The 16,563-nt window shown below is 43.9% G+C and carries 14 protein-coding genes; 13 read left to right on the top strand and 1 reads right to left on the bottom strand.

Going from position 1 to position 16,563, the window contains the following annotated elements:
• Positions 1-82: 82 nt before the first annotated feature.
• The 5 genes from ACGHZ6_RS18445 to ACGHZ6_RS18425 all read left to right on the top strand — a co-directional run bounded on the left by ACGHZ6_RS18445 (position 83) and on the right by ACGHZ6_RS18425 (position 4,453).
• Positions 83-265 carry a hypothetical protein gene (locus ACGHZ6_RS18445; RefSeq protein WP_390615493.1) on the top strand — a complete coding sequence of 61 codons (183 nt, stop codon included), beginning with the start codon at positions 83-85 and terminating at the stop codon, positions 263-265.
• 276 nt (positions 266-541) lie between these two features.
• Positions 542-1,273, top strand: coding sequence for a hypothetical protein (locus tag ACGHZ6_RS18440; RefSeq protein ID WP_390615492.1), 732 nt, complete (start codon positions 542-544; stop codon positions 1,271-1,273).
• Positions 1,274-1,692: 419 nt separating this feature from the next.
• Entirely contained in the window at positions 1,693-3,051 is a 1,359-nt protein-coding gene (locus tag ACGHZ6_RS18435) for a biosynthetic peptidoglycan transglycosylase (RefSeq protein ID WP_390615491.1), read from the top strand.
• Between the two features lie 141 nt (positions 3,052-3,192).
• Positions 3,193-3,465, top strand: a complete 273-nt coding sequence (locus ACGHZ6_RS18430; RefSeq protein ID WP_390615490.1) for a hypothetical protein — start codon at positions 3,193-3,195, stop codon at positions 3,463-3,465.
• Between the two features lie 94 nt (positions 3,466-3,559).
• The gene (locus ACGHZ6_RS18425; RefSeq protein WP_390615489.1) at positions 3,560-4,453 is read left to right on the top strand and encodes a M23 family metallopeptidase; all 894 of its coding nucleotides are present in this window, start codon (positions 3,560-3,562) and stop codon (positions 4,451-4,453) included.
• Between the two features lie 11 nt (positions 4,454-4,464).
• Here ACGHZ6_RS18425 and ACGHZ6_RS18420 read toward each other — a convergent pair whose 3' ends face one another.
• On the bottom strand, positions 4,465-5,172 hold the full coding sequence (locus tag ACGHZ6_RS18420; RefSeq protein WP_390615488.1) for an SDR family NAD(P)-dependent oxidoreductase: 708 nt from the start codon (positions 5,170-5,172) through the stop codon (positions 4,465-4,467).
• A 165-nt stretch (positions 5,173-5,337) separates the two neighbouring features.
• Here ACGHZ6_RS18420 and ACGHZ6_RS18415 point away from each other — a divergent pair, with 165 nt between their 5' ends.
• The 8 genes from ACGHZ6_RS18415 (at position 5,338) to ACGHZ6_RS18380 (ending at position 16,535) form a co-directional block, all read left to right on the top strand.
• Positions 5,338-5,709, top strand: coding sequence for a thiol-disulfide oxidoreductase DCC family protein (locus tag ACGHZ6_RS18415; RefSeq protein ID WP_390615487.1), 372 nt, complete (start codon positions 5,338-5,340; stop codon positions 5,707-5,709).
• Between the two features lie 13 nt (positions 5,710-5,722).
• Positions 5,723-6,088, top strand: coding sequence for a dihydroneopterin triphosphate 2'-epimerase (gene folX, locus ACGHZ6_RS18410; protein WP_390615486.1), 366 nt, complete (start codon positions 5,723-5,725; stop codon positions 6,086-6,088).
• 63 nt (positions 6,089-6,151) lie between these two features.
• On the top strand, positions 6,152-6,898 hold the full coding sequence (folE, locus tag ACGHZ6_RS18405; protein WP_390615485.1) for a GTP cyclohydrolase I FolE: 747 nt from the start codon (positions 6,152-6,154) through the stop codon (positions 6,896-6,898).
• Between the two features lie 315 nt (positions 6,899-7,213).
• The gene (locus ACGHZ6_RS18400; RefSeq protein WP_390615484.1) at positions 7,214-8,137 is read left to right on the top strand and encodes a glutathione S-transferase family protein; all 924 of its coding nucleotides are present in this window, start codon (positions 7,214-7,216) and stop codon (positions 8,135-8,137) included.
• Between the two features lie 378 nt (positions 8,138-8,515).
• Positions 8,516-13,825 (top strand): thioester reductase domain-containing protein, encoded by a 5,310-nt coding sequence (locus tag ACGHZ6_RS18395; protein ID WP_390615483.1) that lies wholly within the window; start codon positions 8,516-8,518, stop codon positions 13,823-13,825.
• 15 nt (positions 13,826-13,840) lie between these two features.
• Positions 13,841-14,920, top strand: coding sequence for an alpha/beta hydrolase (locus ACGHZ6_RS18390; protein WP_390615482.1), 1,080 nt, complete (start codon positions 13,841-13,843; stop codon positions 14,918-14,920).
• A 162-nt stretch (positions 14,921-15,082) separates the two neighbouring features.
• The gene (locus tag ACGHZ6_RS18385; RefSeq protein ID WP_390615481.1) at positions 15,083-15,805 is read left to right on the top strand and encodes a substrate-binding periplasmic protein; all 723 of its coding nucleotides are present in this window, start codon (positions 15,083-15,085) and stop codon (positions 15,803-15,805) included.
• A gap of 109 nt (positions 15,806-15,914) precedes the next feature.
• On the top strand, positions 15,915-16,535 hold the full coding sequence (locus ACGHZ6_RS18380) for an acyloxyacyl hydrolase (protein ID WP_390615480.1): 621 nt from the start codon (positions 15,915-15,917) through the stop codon (positions 16,533-16,535).
• Positions 16,536-16,563: the final 28 nt, after the last annotated feature.

Below are 16,563 nucleotides of genomic sequence, written 5' to 3'. Positions count from 1 at the left end.
CTTTTGTAGATATACGGTCATAGTGACGTAATTAAACACGTCACTGGAACATAGAACAAGCTGTTATGCATAAGGAATTCTAGTGAAGATAGTAAAGTGGGCTCTTATATCCTTTTCAGCTACTTTGTGTTTGGTTTATCTAATGTATTCAAAAATCAGCTCTGGATACGAAGATAATGCAAGAAAAACTGTTATTGAAATCTATTCTGAAGTGGAAAGCTTCAAATATGCTAATGCTGCAAAGAAATTTGAAGGTAGTGATTAGCAAAAAAAGGAATATGCCATTGGGCTAAGAAAGGTGGCTTTTAAATTTGGAGCGTATAAATCCCATAGAATACACTCTGTGATTCCGGGGTTTAGAATTACATCCGAAGGAATATCATTTCCTGTAATTGTTAGCTCTCATGTTAAATATGAAAGGTCGGAAACAAAAGAAAGGTTTATATTCTCTGGCAATAAATTAATCACATACAATACCCAAGAAATTGTTAATTAATCGGTTAGCATAACAAAGCCAAGCATCTGACTGCATTTCCGTTGCTTGGCTTATGCGCTTAAACGCTACGCTAGCGCAACACCAACCAACTACAAAGCCGCAGCTGTTGGCGGCGTTAAGAGAAAAGGAAGCGCTGTGCAAATATGGTATTTCGAAACATCTGCTGTTAATTATCTTATGAACATCATGACTGCACATGATGCTGTTGAAACAAAGGAATTACAGCTTTTGAAAGGAAGAGGTTGGTGCATATCCCCAGTAACTCTGCTTGAAATACTACAAACATCAGACCCCGAAAGACGAAGGGAGATTGTAGAGTTCGCACAATGTTTATTTAGTAGTGAGCTACTGGCTTCTCCAGAAGAGACAATTATTCACTATATAAATCAAGGCTTTCCATCCGAAGAGAAAAGGGTAAGACTTTCCTCGCAAAGTTTGTTGGCTAATATTTGGCGTGACACAATCACGAATCACAAATATATAAATGTAGACATTGAGCAACTGAAAGGTAGGAATAAATATTTAAAGTCTTTCACAAAGATGATTCATCAAGTTATTAATGGAGAGGACAATATAGTTATTCCAACATCAGAGGATGATTCGTTTAATTATTCTTTAGAAACGTGGCTCAATAGTTTAGAGTTTATTAAAAACGACCCTCCGTATACGCAAGAGCTAAGAACTATATTTAAATTATCGATTGTCTATCTTATTTTGTTAATTTGTTGTCATGTCGGGCCAGATCAAGATACAACTAATAGTTTGTGGAAAAAATAGGCCTTGATAAAACAAAATGTAGAATTAATTATGCGCTAAGCAATTGGGAGCCATTAATCTATAAAGGCCCTCTATCTACCTTAGCCAAAATGGCTTATAGCCAATCTCTGGTGAAATTTTCAAGGGGTGTTTATAACGATAGCCTTCATGCAATGTACCTTAATTACACAGATTTTCTTTTTTCGGATGATGGCCACTTCAAAGATCTTCAATACGCCCTTTCTGAAACCCCTTACTTTAATAGGGTTCAGATTATGTCTGAAACGCCCTTTAAAAAGGAGTCCCATAGGGGCGAATTTAAATCTAGCATGGTTATCACTTAGTACATTCCGGCTGCCAAAAAAGCGCAGTCTCCATGGGGTGCGTAAAACCCGCGCCCCCCTTATCGCAGCGTCAAGCAATAGAATGGAAGTCGCACATTGATTGAAGAAGACTATAAAAAGGGATGGCGACAGCACTTTCCCACTTACCATTTTGATAACCGCGATATCGCTTTGGAAGAGTATAAAGTTGCAGCTAAAAACCTAGAGTCTGAAGAAAGGGTTTTCCTGAACGCATCAAATGTAACGCTTGTTTCGTCTGCTGCTTTAGGATCTTTGTTAGTTGGATCATCAGGCCAGCTAATGACTATTTTTAGCGGTATTATTCCACCATTTATTATTTCATTAATCCTGCTGTCTATAATAATTGGATTTTCATTTATTAGTTTGAAGTATTTTTCGGACCGACAACGGGCAATAATATTTGCAGGAAGAAAAGTAATTATTTTGAGACGAATGCTAGGGCTAAGCTACGGGAATATTCAGCTTCTTTTACCAAGCTGGAGGGTCGAAGGAGCAGACCAGCCTCTAGCCTTAAAGCTATTCACTGGGTGGCTAACATATGCAGCATACCCTTTTTGGATTATCTCAATCATTTCTAGTTCAGTAGTACTTTTTTTGAGTGCCTATTTTATAAAGCAAAATCAAGGAATATTTCCATCAGAATATAACTCTATTTTTGTTTTTTTAATGGGGTTGTTATGGTTCATCCCTGCAATGATGATCTATAGATCATCATTACTTGATACTCATGAAACATCTCGCCTCATATTTTATAAGTTTATATCTAGAGCTATCGGATTACCCTTAACTGAGAATACTGAGTACATTATTTATCGTGCAAAACTAGCAGTACACGAAACTGATAGGCTTAAAGTTTCTACGAATAACATTAGGAAATTTCTTGTTTTTATCGAGGACAAAGATTTTTATATCCACTCTGGAATTAGCTATAAGTCTCTTGTGAGAAGCATGCTGGGAGTGGTGAAGATAAAGCCAAGATCCGGAGGGTCGACCATAGCACAGCAACTTATTCGAACTCTATTCATAACAAATCTAAGCCGGACAAAACGACGAAAGTTTATTGAATTAGCGCTAGCGCCTTGGCTTACAAGGGTTTTTAGCAAGGACTTAATCCTCGATATGTATATTTCCTCTGTCCGTTTTGAGCGTCGAAGGTTTGGTGTTCTCGAAGCTATGGAGTATTTTTGGGATAAGGTTGAAAGAAACCCAACTAACGCACAAGCCTTTTTCCTTATAGAAAGAGTTAGCAATATTCGATCTAAATTGCTTGTTAATAAAATAGTCGAAACAGTTCGGTCTGCTAAAGAAGCCGGACTGCTGAGCGCTGACGACATTCAGAGACTTGTTGATATATATACTGAGGCTGTTGCAAGCGGAAAAATTACAGCAACTCAAACTGAATTACTTAAATTTTCTGAGGGTGTAAATTCTTAATATGTCAATCAACTTTGCGCCTTCAATGCCGGACGCAGCAAAGCTGCGCCGGTTATAAATTTATGGGGTCTGACCCCGGCTATCAAGTTGATATCATCATAAGTCAAAAGTTGTTGAAAATTTTAAAGAGGTATTGGGAGTATGAAAAACATTAAATTAATAGTACTGAGTGTGACTGTCTTACTTATCGCTGGCTGCGATTTTATCAACAGAAGCAGTCGCACAATGGATACCATGCTGGGAGGAGACTATGAGGTTCACGTCCAGGGTTTTGAAAAGCCATTCCACGTAAACAATGGAAAAATCACCTCGCAGCCAGATAAAGGCTATTACATCTTCTACCCAACAATTAATGGCAAGCGAAAGCTGGTTCAATCACCTATTAATCTAACCACAATTATCGAGAAAGATTGATTGGGCGCTTTGTAGAGATAGCCAGATAAGGTTTTTCCTTTGCTAGTTGGCGCTCTTGATATTTTACCTGAAATTCTTAGGATCAAGGTTTGTAATGTTTCGTTTGCTTTTTGTCGCTTTATTGATATTCGGAGCTGAAAATCTCTCCGCCGCTATCTACAAGTACAAGGACTCATCAGGTAAGTGGGTTTTTAGTGATAAGAAACCAAGCTCGAAAATAGAGTCGGAATCGGTTAAGTACAAGTCTGCTAAGAAGAAGGTCGATCGCCCCAAAATGTTTACGGGACAAGAGCAGGGGTATAATACGTTGGTTGTAAATAATCCCCTCCACGCGCCTATTGAATTAGAGATTGAATCTACCCTCTTCGGCAGCCCACGACATAAACAAGTTATACCGGCACTCACTTCGGTTGTATTACACAAGAGTTCTGGAAAGATTCCTGAGTATCGATACCGTTGGGTTCTGGGAGATCCCAATAAGACTACAGACAGTTATCGTTATCTCGTTCCGGTTGTGTCCGGTCAAAAATATCGAATCACGCAATCATTCAATGGCAGGTTTTCCCATTCTCAACCGCCGAGTATCTATGCTGTTGATATTGCGATGCAAGTTGGTACCTATATTGGTGCGGCAAGGGGAGGTACGGTCATCTGGGTGAAGGATGACTATCATATGGGCGGTAGAGATCAGTTCTTTCTTGATAAGGCTAATTTAGTAATGGTGCTTCATGAGGATGGTACCTACGCTGTGTATGCTCATATCCTGCAGGGTACCGCTTTGGTCAAAGTGGGTGATAAAGTCAAAGAAGGCGATAAACTCGCTCGGTCTGGTTCTTCGGGGTATTCCACAGGGCCTCACCTTCACTTTGTGATTAGAAGAAATGATGACTTCAAAACCCGGTCTGTTCCCTTTGTATTTGCTGACGGGAAGGGAGGGACTTTTACACCTAGAAGAGGGATGAAGGTTCCTGGTGGTAAAGTCAATTAAGAATCCTAATATCACCACTCAATTTCAGAACCGTCATAACTAACAAACTTCCCTGAATCATCGCTGCTTGAATGGTTAATGATATTCAACAGGGCAGCCGCTGTGAATTCAGCTGAATGAAGTTGGCTTTCAGGCAGATTTCTCTGAAAAGGTTTCGATAGCCCTGTATCCGTGGTGCCTGGATGAAATAACAAAACACAGCATGTCGGTACCTTTTGCTTCCATTCGATACTGATCGTCTTTATCGCCATATTTAGGGCAGCTTTTGACGAACGGTAGCTTATCCAGCCGCCTGAGGCATTATCTGTGATGCTTCCTATTCTGGCAGAAAGTGCAATAAAGTACGTCTGCTCTGCGGCGCGCAGTGAAGACATAAAATGTTTAGCTAATAAGATACTCGGCAGTGTATTCAGGGCTATATTCTGGTTGTAGAAGTCAGCATCAAACTGCTTAATGCTCTTTTCCGGTTTGTGGTTATTGCTATGTAGCATGCCAACTGCATTAATCAGAATAGTGATAGAGCCAAGTTCGGCGGCAAGCGCTTTTATTTGTTGTTCATCGGTTATATCCAGCTGCACCCAGCGAAGTCTCGGATTTTCTACACCTGGTAGATGATTGTGATAGGTGGCAATGATGTCAGCGTCAGAATAGTGCTGTAAAAATGTCCTTACAATCGCCAGGCCTATTCCTCCAGATCCGCCGACTATCAGTATTTTCATATTTCACCTATGGCAATATAACTTGGGGCATGTCCCTAATGATAGCCAGTTCAAGCACGTTTGTGACGTGTCTGATCGGTCACATGATCCCAGCTGATCCAACTCACCTTTTAAGCCGTATAAGCCTCTAACCCCTTATTGGACTTGGATTGGACTAGGCCCAGCGTGGACACGACACAGGCACAAGATACTGCTGCAGAGCTCTTCTATGACGGAAACTGCCCCATTTGCCGGGCGGAGGTATGCAAATTGCGGCGGCTTGCCAGTGATGAGCTGCGTTTGAATGATATTCATGCAATCGATGATTTTAGTGGTATTCCAGACAAGCGGGATCTACTCGACAGGCTCCATTTGCGGACGGCTGACGGTCAGTGGTTAACTGGTCTCGATGCAAATCTAGCTGCCTGGCAATACACGCCCCTGCACCGATTCACTCGCCTATTGTCATCAAGGCCTGTTAAACCACTGGCAGAACTTGCCTATCGTCTCTGGCTGGTGGTCTACAAGCGCTTCCTTTCAAGCTCGTATAAACCCTAATCATGGAGTAAGCATGTCCGTTCGCGAAGCGAAAATAAAAATCACTAACCTGAGGCTCAGAACCTATATTGGTTTTAACGATGAAGAGCGACAAAAACAGCAGGATGTAGTGATCAATGTTGTTATTCACTACCCGGCAGATAAAGCGGCGCTCAGTGACCAGGTAAAGGATGCCGTTAATTACAAAACCGTTACCAAGCGCATTATCCAGCAAGTGGAAGAGGGGCGTTTTATGCTACTGGAGAAGCTGGTCTCGGATGTGCTTGATATCAGTTCAGAACACAGCTCGGTAAGTTATGCATCGGTCACGATTGATAAACCCCATGCCTTGCGTTTTGCTGATTCAGTATCGCTTACCATGGATCTACATAAAGAGTGAATCAATGGCGTGTAACCATCGTTGCTATTCACAGACATACATTACAGAGATAAAGAGGCGCCCATGAACACAACACAAACCTCTGAGCAGTCTATCGCAGAAGCTGTCAGTCTTTCCTCTTCAGCAGCAGACACGACTTTAGAAACCTTCTCCCCGGCAGACACCACCGCTGGTTTGCCCTGCGAAGCACTGGCTGTCAGAAACCGGCTGATTGAGTTGGGCCTGGAAACGCCTCTGGTCGATACCGGGCTGACGGAGCAGGAAAAATACGAACGCATTAAGGGGCTTATGTCCGAGGTAGTGGCAACACTGGGCCTGGACCTTACGGATGACAGCCTGTGTGAAACACCCCATCGTATTGCAAAAATGTATGTTAAAGAGATTTTCTCTGGCCTGGATTATCGGAACTTTCCGAAGTTAACGGTTATAGACAACAAGATGGGCGTTGAGGAAATGGTTAAGGTGAGAGATATTAGTGTCACCAGTACCTGTGAACATCATTTTGTCACCATCGACGGGATGGCGAAAGTTGCATATATTCCGGCAGGCAAGATTATTGGCCTGTCTAAAATAAATCGCATTGTACGTTTCTTTGCCCAGCGGCCGCAGGTTCAGGAAAGATTGACGCAACAGGTGCTTATCGCCCTGCAAACCCTGCTTGGCACTGAAAATGTTGCCATCACTATCACGGCCTCCCATTACTGTGTGAAGTCTCGCGGCGTGATGGATGTCAATTCTGAAACCGAAACGACGGCGCTGGGCGGTGCTTTCAAGCGTAACCCGCACACCCGCGCAGAATTTCTTAACTGAGTAAAACAATGAACTCACTGATTATATTAACCGGCGTTGATAGCTTTTAATCCTGATGACGATAAAGCTTATCGTGACAAGGCGCTGAAAAACCCTTAATGGCGATTGACCCCGAATTTCCCGAAGCCGTGGTGGCTCTGGATTATTTGATCAACAGCCGATATATCACTGGTCGAACCTTGTCAGTGGATGGGGGTAGGCATCTGGCAGGGGCTTAGCTTTGGGCCATCACTTTATTCTTCTCTATAAATAGTCACGTTTTTGTGATATCAACGTACCACGTTTCTTGTCCAAACCATAAGACGCTCATTCAATATGAAAAATTCGCTGATACTTCATCATTACGATTTCTCCCCTTATGCAGAAAAAATCCGCTTGATGTTAGGGCTAACTAACATGCATTGGTATTCTTCGCTGACATCGGTAAAACCTCCTAGGGCCACGGTTGATCCATTAACAGGCGGTTATCGACGCATTCCTGTTGCTCAGATTGGTGCGGATATTTTTTGTGACAGTGCTTTGATCGCCGATGAATTGTCTGACTTGGCTAACGAGCCGAGTCTGGATGTAAATCAGCTGGATGATCAGTCAAAGGCACTTATGGACAAGGCTGAAAAAGAAGCATTTTTTGCGGCAGTGGGTGCGGTTCCTCCTCTGCGGATACTGGGAACCATGTTGCGCTCTTTTGGGCCGCTAGGCATGTACCGTTTTGCCAAAGATCGAGAAAGCCTAATGCAAGGCGGTACCGTGCGGCCGCCAAAAGGGGATAGAGCGGTAAAAATAATTCACTCCTTACTGGATGAGCTGGAAGCACGATTGCAGCATCAGCCTTGGATTGCTGGTGACAAACCTTCCATAGCGGATTTTGCAACTTACCATCCTTTATGGTTGCATGTATTCTGTAGTCGAAGAGAACTTAACGCTGGCCCCAAAGTAAAAGATTGGTATCAGCGTGTCACACAAATAGGACATGGTAATTCTGAGCAGATTTCTCAAAATCAGGTATTTAACATTGCCAGAGAATCAGAGCCTCGGCCATTGCCTAATGAAGAGAGTACTAAGCCCGAGTTAGTGGGCAAAAGTGTCACAGTAGCCCCATCTGATTACGGTATAGTGCCCGTGGAGGGTATCCTGGTTGCATGTAGCGATAAACGTATCGTTTTGGCCAGAGAATCTAAAGATTTGGGGCTGCTGCACGTGCACTTTCCTCGTGCGGGTTATTCGCTGTCCGATTCCTGATGTTAATGTGTAAGTCGTAAGATGGAGCAGTTTATTCTGTAACTGATTAAGTAATAAGGAGATTTATATAAGCAAGGAAATTCAAGCTGGCATTGAGCCCTTCGATGGATGGGCTGTTAATGTTCGGTGTTTAGAGGGAGTTGATTATGAATCTATTCCGAAGAAATACATAAAAGGCAGTTTGCTTTAGTTAGATGTGCAGCCAGCTAGTGCTGTCGAATGCCAGAATTCCATGTTGTTTTTATGGGTTCAAAAATTAACAATCCCTTCATTTCAGCAATATAAACTGCTCCATAGATTCTTCCCTTAAGTGGTTTCGGCTTATAAAAGTCGATAAGATTCGTCGCGTCGCAAGGACAGAAGTTATTGGAGCAGGTAATGTCTTTTAATGATTATGAGAAAGATAAACAGGTCACATTTGAATCAACCCACAGGGCAACCAATGACCAGAGCCGAATAGCTCGCTTAAGTGGTCTAACAGGTGCACTGGATTTGGCATTCAACCTTGGGGGGATGTTTTCACTTACTGGTGCATACAGGCACGATATTGGTGCGGAAGTTATCGAAGGGATTATTCAACGTCACGATAGCTTTAGATCCTGTTTTGAACGCACACCGGAAGGTGTTATTAGGCATATTCTGCCTCGTGATAAAATGGAGTTCTCTGTTCCCTATTTTGATTTCTCGGACACTGAGGTGCCGTTTGATGAAGTCAAAAATATCTACCGAAAAAATCTAAATACACATTTCAATATTTTCGAAAATCCGCCTTTTTTATGCTCAGTGTGCAAAGTTGCACCGGAAGAGCATATTTTTGTGTTAACCGTGCACCATATTATTGCCGACTTTCGATCTACAGTACTGTTTGGGTTGGAGTTTCGTCATTACTATGAACTTAAGCTGGGCAATCTCTTAGGAGATTTTCCATATGCCGCGGTGGGTGATGCCCAGTCTTATAGCGCATTAGAGGACAAAGGCATCGAGCGTTATAACGAACGCAAAGAGCAGTTGTTAACATCGCTGCAGGGGTTTAAAGATATAGATTTTGGTAAGGATATACCGCTGCTAAAGCGAACCATGAAGCTAATGCATCGGGAATATGATATCCCGCAGGATGTTGTCGATGCTGTAAATACTAAAGCCAAGTCTCTCGGTATATCAACAACAGCAATCTATACCGCAGCGGCCCAATTGTTTGTTAATGCTGTCTCGGGCCAGAACAAGTTTGTTATAGGTCTTCCTGTGGATGTCAGACCCGGTAAATTTCATAAAGGCGCGATGGGCTATTTATCCCGTCCTATGCCTATTCGTTTCGATGCCGAGCAGCATGCGTCCTTGTCTGAGTTAGTCGTTGATGTGGGAAAACAAATTAAAACGGCTCTTAAGTGGCGTTTTTTTCCGATAGGGGATTTGTATACAAGTACGGCAAAACAGGGGGACAGACCGCCGAGAATCCAGGTGTTATTTAATCATCTGCGTGCAGTCGATTTGAATGCGACACACCATAATATGCATTTGGCAGCGGTTTATGGTGAGTTTACCCATTCCGATATGGATATGTGGATAACTGTACAGGAACGACAATCTGCTGCATCAGTAAAGATTGAGTATGGGCAAGACATCTTCGACGAAACTGCTGTGGATAAATCGAGCCCCAAGTTCTTGCAGATGCTGGATATCATCTGTGGCGATGATGATGCCTATCTGGAATCTCTAGTTGAGAGTGAGGGTTCTACCGAGGAAGAAGGGCAGAGCCTTAGTGTCCATGTGGTGGGATCTTTTACCCTGGACCCCTTCAAGAAAACCATGGCGTCGTTATCCAAGGCAAAGGACGTATCAATTGATACCTTACTTTATCCCTATCAGCAGGTGATTCAGTCTCTGATATTACCTGGGGAGCATAAAAGGCCAGGAGGAATGAATGTTCTTCTGCGGATGGAAGACTTCTTTAGAAATAAGGCCGCTGTCGAGGTATCGGAAGAGGATGTTTCAACAGTTATTGATGAGATTGCCGACGCTGTTTCAGCATCGGTAAACAATAAATCGGTTTATCACCAAATTATCCTGTGTCCTTCTACAGCTGCAAATAGCTTCTGGGTAGAGGCTAACAAAAGGTTAATGGAAAAGCTGGCTGATTTGTCTTCGGTTTCCGTTGTGAATCTTGAAGGCGAGTTTGATCAGCACCTGTTTGATCCAGATGCCGAGAAGCTTGCCCATATACCCTATAAAGCAGAACTCTATAACGTGTTAGCCAGGAAAATGCTGTCATTTTCTTACTGTCATTCAACCATAGCGCCCAAGGTGTTTGTGTTGGATTGTGATAACACCTTGTGGAAAGGCGTGGTGGGTGAAGATGGTGTTGAGGGTCTAGAGATAACCGAGCATCACAAGCGGTTTCAGGAAAAGCTGGTCTCCATTCAAAAGCGCGGTGGGTTACTCGCACTGGCTTCCAAGAATAATGAAGAGGAGGTGCTACGGGTATTTAATAGCCGCCAGGATATGCCGCTGAGCATGGAGCATATAGTTTCCCATAAGATCAATTGGAGCGATAAATCGGGCAATGTCCGGGAATTGGCTGAAGAGCTGAATCTCGGTTTGGATTCCTTTGTCTTCATTGATGACAACCCGGTTGAGATCGAAAAGATGCAGTTCTCGGCTCCACAGGTGTTATCGCTACAGATACCTACCGAGGCAGAAGCACTTTCAGCTTGGATAGACAACTTATGGGTGTTATCCCATGAGTTCAGCAGCGATTTTGACCGTACAAGAGTCTACCGGGAGGAGGTAAGCAGGAAGAAGAATCGCTCCCAGCATACGGATATCGAAGCCTTTATTCAGGATCTTAACCTGGAAACCTCATTGTTCTTTGTTGATAGCAGTAATATCAAACGGGCGAGTCAATTAACGCAAAGAACCAACCAGTTTAACTTGACCGGTGAGCGGCTTAATGAGCTTCAGCTACAGGACTTGCTGGATAAGCAGGGCTTTGAAGGTTATGTAATAAGTTGTCGTGATCGCTTTGGGGACTACGGCATTATTGGTTTTATTCTGTTCGCTGTTCGGGATCGCCACCTGGTTGTTAGAAATCTTCTTGTCAGTTGTCGCGTGCTGGGCCGCGGCATAGAAGTGCATATCCTCAACCATATCTATTCCATTTGCCGGGAGATGGGGGCCACTACGGTCAGTTTTGACTATAAAGATACATGCAGGAATAAACCAGGCCGTGATTTTCTTGAGGCCGTTGGCCGTAGCTTACACCTTGAATTTTCAGATGGGTTACAGAACATCCCTGTTGATAAGTTGGTTGAGGTCAAGGTCAACTGTTTTTTCACAAACCATACATCGGCTAAAAATTCACAGCAGAGTGTAATAGCCGTTGATCGCAGAAAAGAAGCGGCATTTCTGCTAGCGGCGTGTTTTATTGATGATGAGAAAGATAAGGGAGCTAGTAGAGTAATTGATTCCTCGGTTACCACCACGCTTGAGCACTTATGGCGTCAATCCCTGGAGCTTAAGGCGACCCAGCCCTGTGGAGATTTCTTTGAGTCGGGTGGGGATTCGCTTGCGGCTGTAGGTCTTCTGGTCAGGATCAATCAAACCTTCGGCCTGGACCTGGCCATGGAAGAGGTCTACGAAAATTCCACCTTTACCGCACTGTTGGCATTTATCAGTGATCGTTTGAACACAGGGTTAACGCGGGATACTTATCAAGGTAAAAACCAGCTTTACCGGGAGATACTTGAGGATATCGAACTATCTTATGATGATATGCCACTACTTGAAGGTTGGCAGCATACAGCGGAAGGTACTTCCCAAAACACTCTGTTAACCGGGGCTACAGGTTATGTAGGAGTGCATATCTTAAAGCAGCTGCTACGGGAGAGGGAGGCTCGTGTCACCTGCCTGATCAGGGCTGCCGACTCAGCCATGGCAAAAGACCGTCTCAGGGCAACAGCTGAGCAGTACAAGTTGTCATTTTCTAGCGAAGAATTAGACAGAATTGATGTTCTGGCCGGTGATCTTGGCAAATCCTTGTTGGGGCTTGAGGATGAGGTGTGGAATTCTCTGCAGGATACCATTACCCGAGTGGTTCACTGTGGCGCCAATGTCAATTTCTTTGAAAGCTACAACCGAATAAAACAAGCCAATGTAGAGTCCACCAGAACGCTGATTAAGTTATGTGCAACACGTGTGCACAAGAAGCTGATTTATATTTCCAGCCTGGGGGTATTGCATGGTACTCAGCACATCCAATTAAATGAATATGCCGAGACGGTGGCAACGGGTACCCCTGCGGGGATTCCTACAGGTTATCAACAGTCGAAATGGGCAAGTGAGAAGTTGATTAATCGTGCGGTAGAGCGTGGATTAAATGCTCAGATAGTGCGTCTGGGCACTATTGCAGGCAACGCCGTCACCAACTCAATCAATCATTCTGACTTTTTAACTCACTTGTTGGTGACTATTAGAAAAACCGGTATCAGCCCAGAGATGCGCGATATGGATCTGGTGCCGGTCGACTTCACTGCCAAGGCAATTGATTGTATTGCCCGCGAATCGAATAATGCCGGTGAAGTATTTCATATTGCCAATCCCTATGCTGCCAGTCTTGACGATGTGAGCACTTGGGCCAGATTTAATGGCAATAAACTTGAGGTGCTACCGTTTGATCAATGGCGTGAAAAGATGCTGGCACTGTTTAAACAACAGCCGGACATGCCTCTGGCACGATATGAACCTCTGTTTTATGAAGTTGACAAGCAACCGTCCTTTATAGAAATTCTATTGACTGCACCACCGGTTAAAACCTCCTATACCCAGCAATTTCTGAACAATCACGGTTTGTCTTTCCCGGCCATTACCCCGGAACTGTTTCTGGGAATGGACGAGGTCTTCAAGGAAAATGGTTTACTGGATCGGGATTCAACGAAAGATACCGGTGACCTGTTTTGTGTTTCTGAGAGAATGTCAGGATATATTTCCCCCTGGCAGGATATAAGCAGTGATGAAGACTATCGTACGGCTTATGAACAAGGTCGTCAGCAGAGTTGTGCTATAGACACAGATTTTACTCTGCATGTTGGCAGTTACTCTGAACTCTTTAGCTCAAAAAAGGTGTCTCTCACTGGAGAAGTGCGGTGTGCAATGCTGGATAAGGCTCCTTTAGCTGTCAGTAATGGTTTCTTTGAAATAGCTCCGTTCAGCGGTTATCGGCCGAAGCAAAAGGAATCCCTGTTATTTTTGGTGTACCACGTAGAGCTGAGGTCTCAGCAGGGAGATATCTATAGCTTAAAGGGCATGAAAGTTAACAAATCGATTGAGAACCTGTTTTTTGAAGTTTCTCAGTTATTGATAAGCATTGAGCGAGATGGAGAGACACTCTTTGCCGGGATGATAGAAGTACCTTTTGCGGAATTATTTCGCAGCCAGTTAGCCGATATGACATTCAGGCCAATGTTGGATGACAAGGGAAAAATGAAAAGCAAAATGATGTGGATAGCATTTTTAACCATCCCCTTTGTAAAAAATTACCTAAACCTCTATCTACGAAGAAATATCTGGTCCTGGCAAGACATTAAAGAGGATGTAGATATCATCCCGTTTTTACGCGAGAAGCGAAAAGCCTTGGCTAAGTTTAAAACGGTATTTAACCGTTTGGGATTCTTATCAGCGATGTTCAAGGGCTGAGTTAAGGAAATAGTTATGAGAATTGATAATATTGATTACAGCGGTGTAACAGACTGTGACGTGCAGAGTTTTGTATTAACAACCCCCGACAATATCGATATCTACTTGCATCGCTTCTGTCGCGACAAAGAGGCTCCACCGATATTGATGATTCATGGGTTGACCAGCTCTTACAAAATGTTTGCGGGCCCGGAATGGTATAACCCTGTGAGTTATTTGCTGGACAATGGTTTTGGTGATGTATGGTTACTGGACTGGCGTGGTAGTGCCGTCTATGGCAAGCGTTATGTGGAAATGGGCCATAATCTGGATGATGTATGCAGGTTCGATATTCCCTTGGCTGTTGAGCATGTTCGCGCTAACAGTCTGCATGATGATATTCATGTGATTGCACATTGTGTTGGTTCTCTGGCATTTTCTATGGCACTGGCAGATCAACAGGTTGAGGGGATTAAAAGCGCTATTATTGCAAATTTAGGGTTAAGCCCAAGGTTGGAATTTGGCTCTTTTGCCAAGCTGTATAGCATTCCTCATTTCGCTAACAGTGTGCTCAAACTAAGCCATTTCTCCGTCGATCCCGCCGAAATCGACTTTCAAACCAGTGAATACCTCTCAATACTGGGAAGTGCTGTTAGCCAGAACCAGTGTGATAATCCCACTTGCCGCCTGATGAGTTTTATTATTGGTTCTGGTCATGAATCAACCATATTCAAACATGAGCATATTCACCCGGATACCCATGATAAGCTGACGGAATACTTTGGTCCTCTGCCTATCTCCTACTATTTTCATCTGGAAAAAATGATGCACCACAGTGCCGCGGTATCTAATAATGAGGATCATAAGCAAAGAATCAACTATCTCGATAAGGTCGAAAATATCGATATTCCCATGCTGTTGTGTACAGGCAAGGAGAACCGCTGTTGGTATGACTCAATTCAGACCTATTATAATATTCTCCAAACCTACTACCCGGACAAAGATGTCTCATTATTCGAAGTACCTGACTATGCCCATAATGATTTGTTTATGGGGGTAAACTCGCATATCGATGTGTTTCCTCGGCTATTGGAGTTCTTAAAGACTCAGGGATAGTAGTGTGGGGGCAGACCCGCAGCGTCTGCCCCCGGAAAATAGCTATACTGATAGTCACTACTCTGTGCCCCTTTCTTATAAGCAGAAGGCATGAAGATGAGGCTTCTATGCTTCCTAACGCTATGCTTTAGTTTTTGTGTCTTTGCTGAGACGAAAGTCGTCGTGTTGGCAGCGGATCGCTGGTGCCCGATTAACTGTGGCGAAGACGACCCACTGCCTGGCTTTATGATTGATATAGCTCACCTAGCGTTACAGCCCGCAGGTTACCGGGTGCGCTATATTGAAATGCCCTGGCAAAGGGCCCTTGCCATGGCTCGATCAGGCGAGATCAACGGTGTTGTAGGTGCTTATCACGGAGATGCCCCTGACTTTCTGTATCCTCGTTACCCTCTTATGATCATCTCTGGCAATACCATGTTTACCCGGATTGAATCTGATTGGCGCTATAAAAATCTAGCGTCATTGGAGGGAATACGCCTCGGAGTCGTCAGGGGATATTCCTACGGTGAGGGGTTAGACCAGTATGTCAAAGACCACACATTGGATGCTTCACGTATCCATCTGCTAACGGGGAAAAACCCTATTGAACGTAACATCAAGCTATTGTTGAGCGGTCGTATTGATGTCATAACCGATAGCCCTCCCGTAGTATGGTATACCGCCAAAAATCTTAAAGTGTCGGGGTTTTTACGAGAAGCAGGTCAAGCCACAGAGTCTGCCAACACCTATATCGCTTTTTCTCCTCGCCGTGACGACAGCCTGGCGATTAGTAAAGCATTTGATCTGGGGGTTGAGAGGTTGAGGCGAGATGGCAGAATGAAAAAGCTTGCCATGAAATATGGTTTTCCGGAGGCGGTAATACCTCAGAGCATTGAGGCTCCCTAGAGAGTTGTTGCCATTTGAGGGTAGTCTGAAATAAGGGCAGGTTATCTGATGTTGGTATAAAATTTAGGATGCATACAACAATATTAGAGGCGCTGGGAAGAGCAACATTGTGGCATTTAAACGGGCCGCGCTTGCGGTGTTTCTATCTCTGTGGACCTCCGTGTCCCTTGGTTCTGAGAAAGAAAGTAGCAGCTATTTTTCCGATCTGTTATTGAATACTTCATTCAATCCTTCCTTTTGGCATCTGTCCGGCTCTGTACCTGCTGTACACTTTAACGATGAAGGCGATCCCTATCGGCTATCTCTGGGGATGGGTTATGCGGTAGTGCCCTATGACCTCATCTTATTAACCAATGTAGTCTATTCCTACTACGATGTTAATGCTGTGGCGGATAACAATCCTTCATCAGATATAGAAGGTGGGAGCTCTCACTCGTTAGGCGTTGATCTTGCCTTGCGTAAGTCCTTCTCAACGGCGAAGAACATCAATTACTATTATGAAGGCGGCGGTGGCTTCCAGTATATGGTTTCGAAGCCGCCATTTCCTGCCGATGGTAGCGATGAGAACTTTACCCTGTTTTTGGGCTCCGGCATTGTGGTGCCGGCGGGTAGCAAGAAGCGCGTGACTGCTTCAGTGCAGTGGTTTCATATCTCCAATGCCAATCTGTTCCCTGATAACTCTGGATACGATGGGTTACAGCTGGTAATTGGCTTTGAGCGGTCGCTCTAACTTCCCATTTATTACCTTCTCTATTTAT

The organism is Maricurvus nonylphenolicus, from assembly GCF_042854845.1.
Taxonomy (GTDB): Bacteria; Pseudomonadota; Gammaproteobacteria; order Pseudomonadales; family Cellvibrionaceae; genus Maricurvus; species Maricurvus nonylphenolicus.
This window is presented reverse-complemented; position numbering and strand designations above follow the sequence as displayed.

What these genes read in the sequence shown, in the direction of transcription:
- ACGHZ6_RS18420 (WP_390615488.1), bottom strand. Translation starts at nt 5,172, where the DNA reads ATGAAAATACTGATAGTCGGCGGATCTGGAGGAATAGGCCTGGCGATT.
- folE (WP_390615485.1), top strand. Translation starts at nt 6,152, where the DNA reads ATGAACACAACACAAACCTCTGAGCAGTCTATCGCAGAAGCTGTCAGT.
- ACGHZ6_RS18395 (WP_390615483.1), top strand. Translation starts at nt 8,516, where the DNA reads ATGTCTTTTAATGATTATGAGAAAGATAAACAGGTCACATTTGAATCA.
- ACGHZ6_RS18425 (WP_390615489.1), top strand. Translation starts at nt 3,560, where the DNA reads ATGTTTCGTTTGCTTTTTGTCGCTTTATTGATATTCGGAGCTGAAAAT.
- ACGHZ6_RS18430 (WP_390615490.1), top strand. Translation starts at nt 3,193, where the DNA reads ATGAAAAACATTAAATTAATAGTACTGAGTGTGACTGTCTTACTTATC.
- ACGHZ6_RS18390 (WP_390615482.1), top strand. Translation starts at nt 13,841, where the DNA reads ATGAGAATTGATAATATTGATTACAGCGGTGTAACAGACTGTGACGTG.
- ACGHZ6_RS18400 (WP_390615484.1), top strand. Translation starts at nt 7,214, where the DNA reads ATGAAAAATTCGCTGATACTTCATCATTACGATTTCTCCCCTTATGCA.
- folX (WP_390615486.1), top strand. Translation starts at nt 5,723, where the DNA reads ATGTCCGTTCGCGAAGCGAAAATAAAAATCACTAACCTGAGGCTCAGA.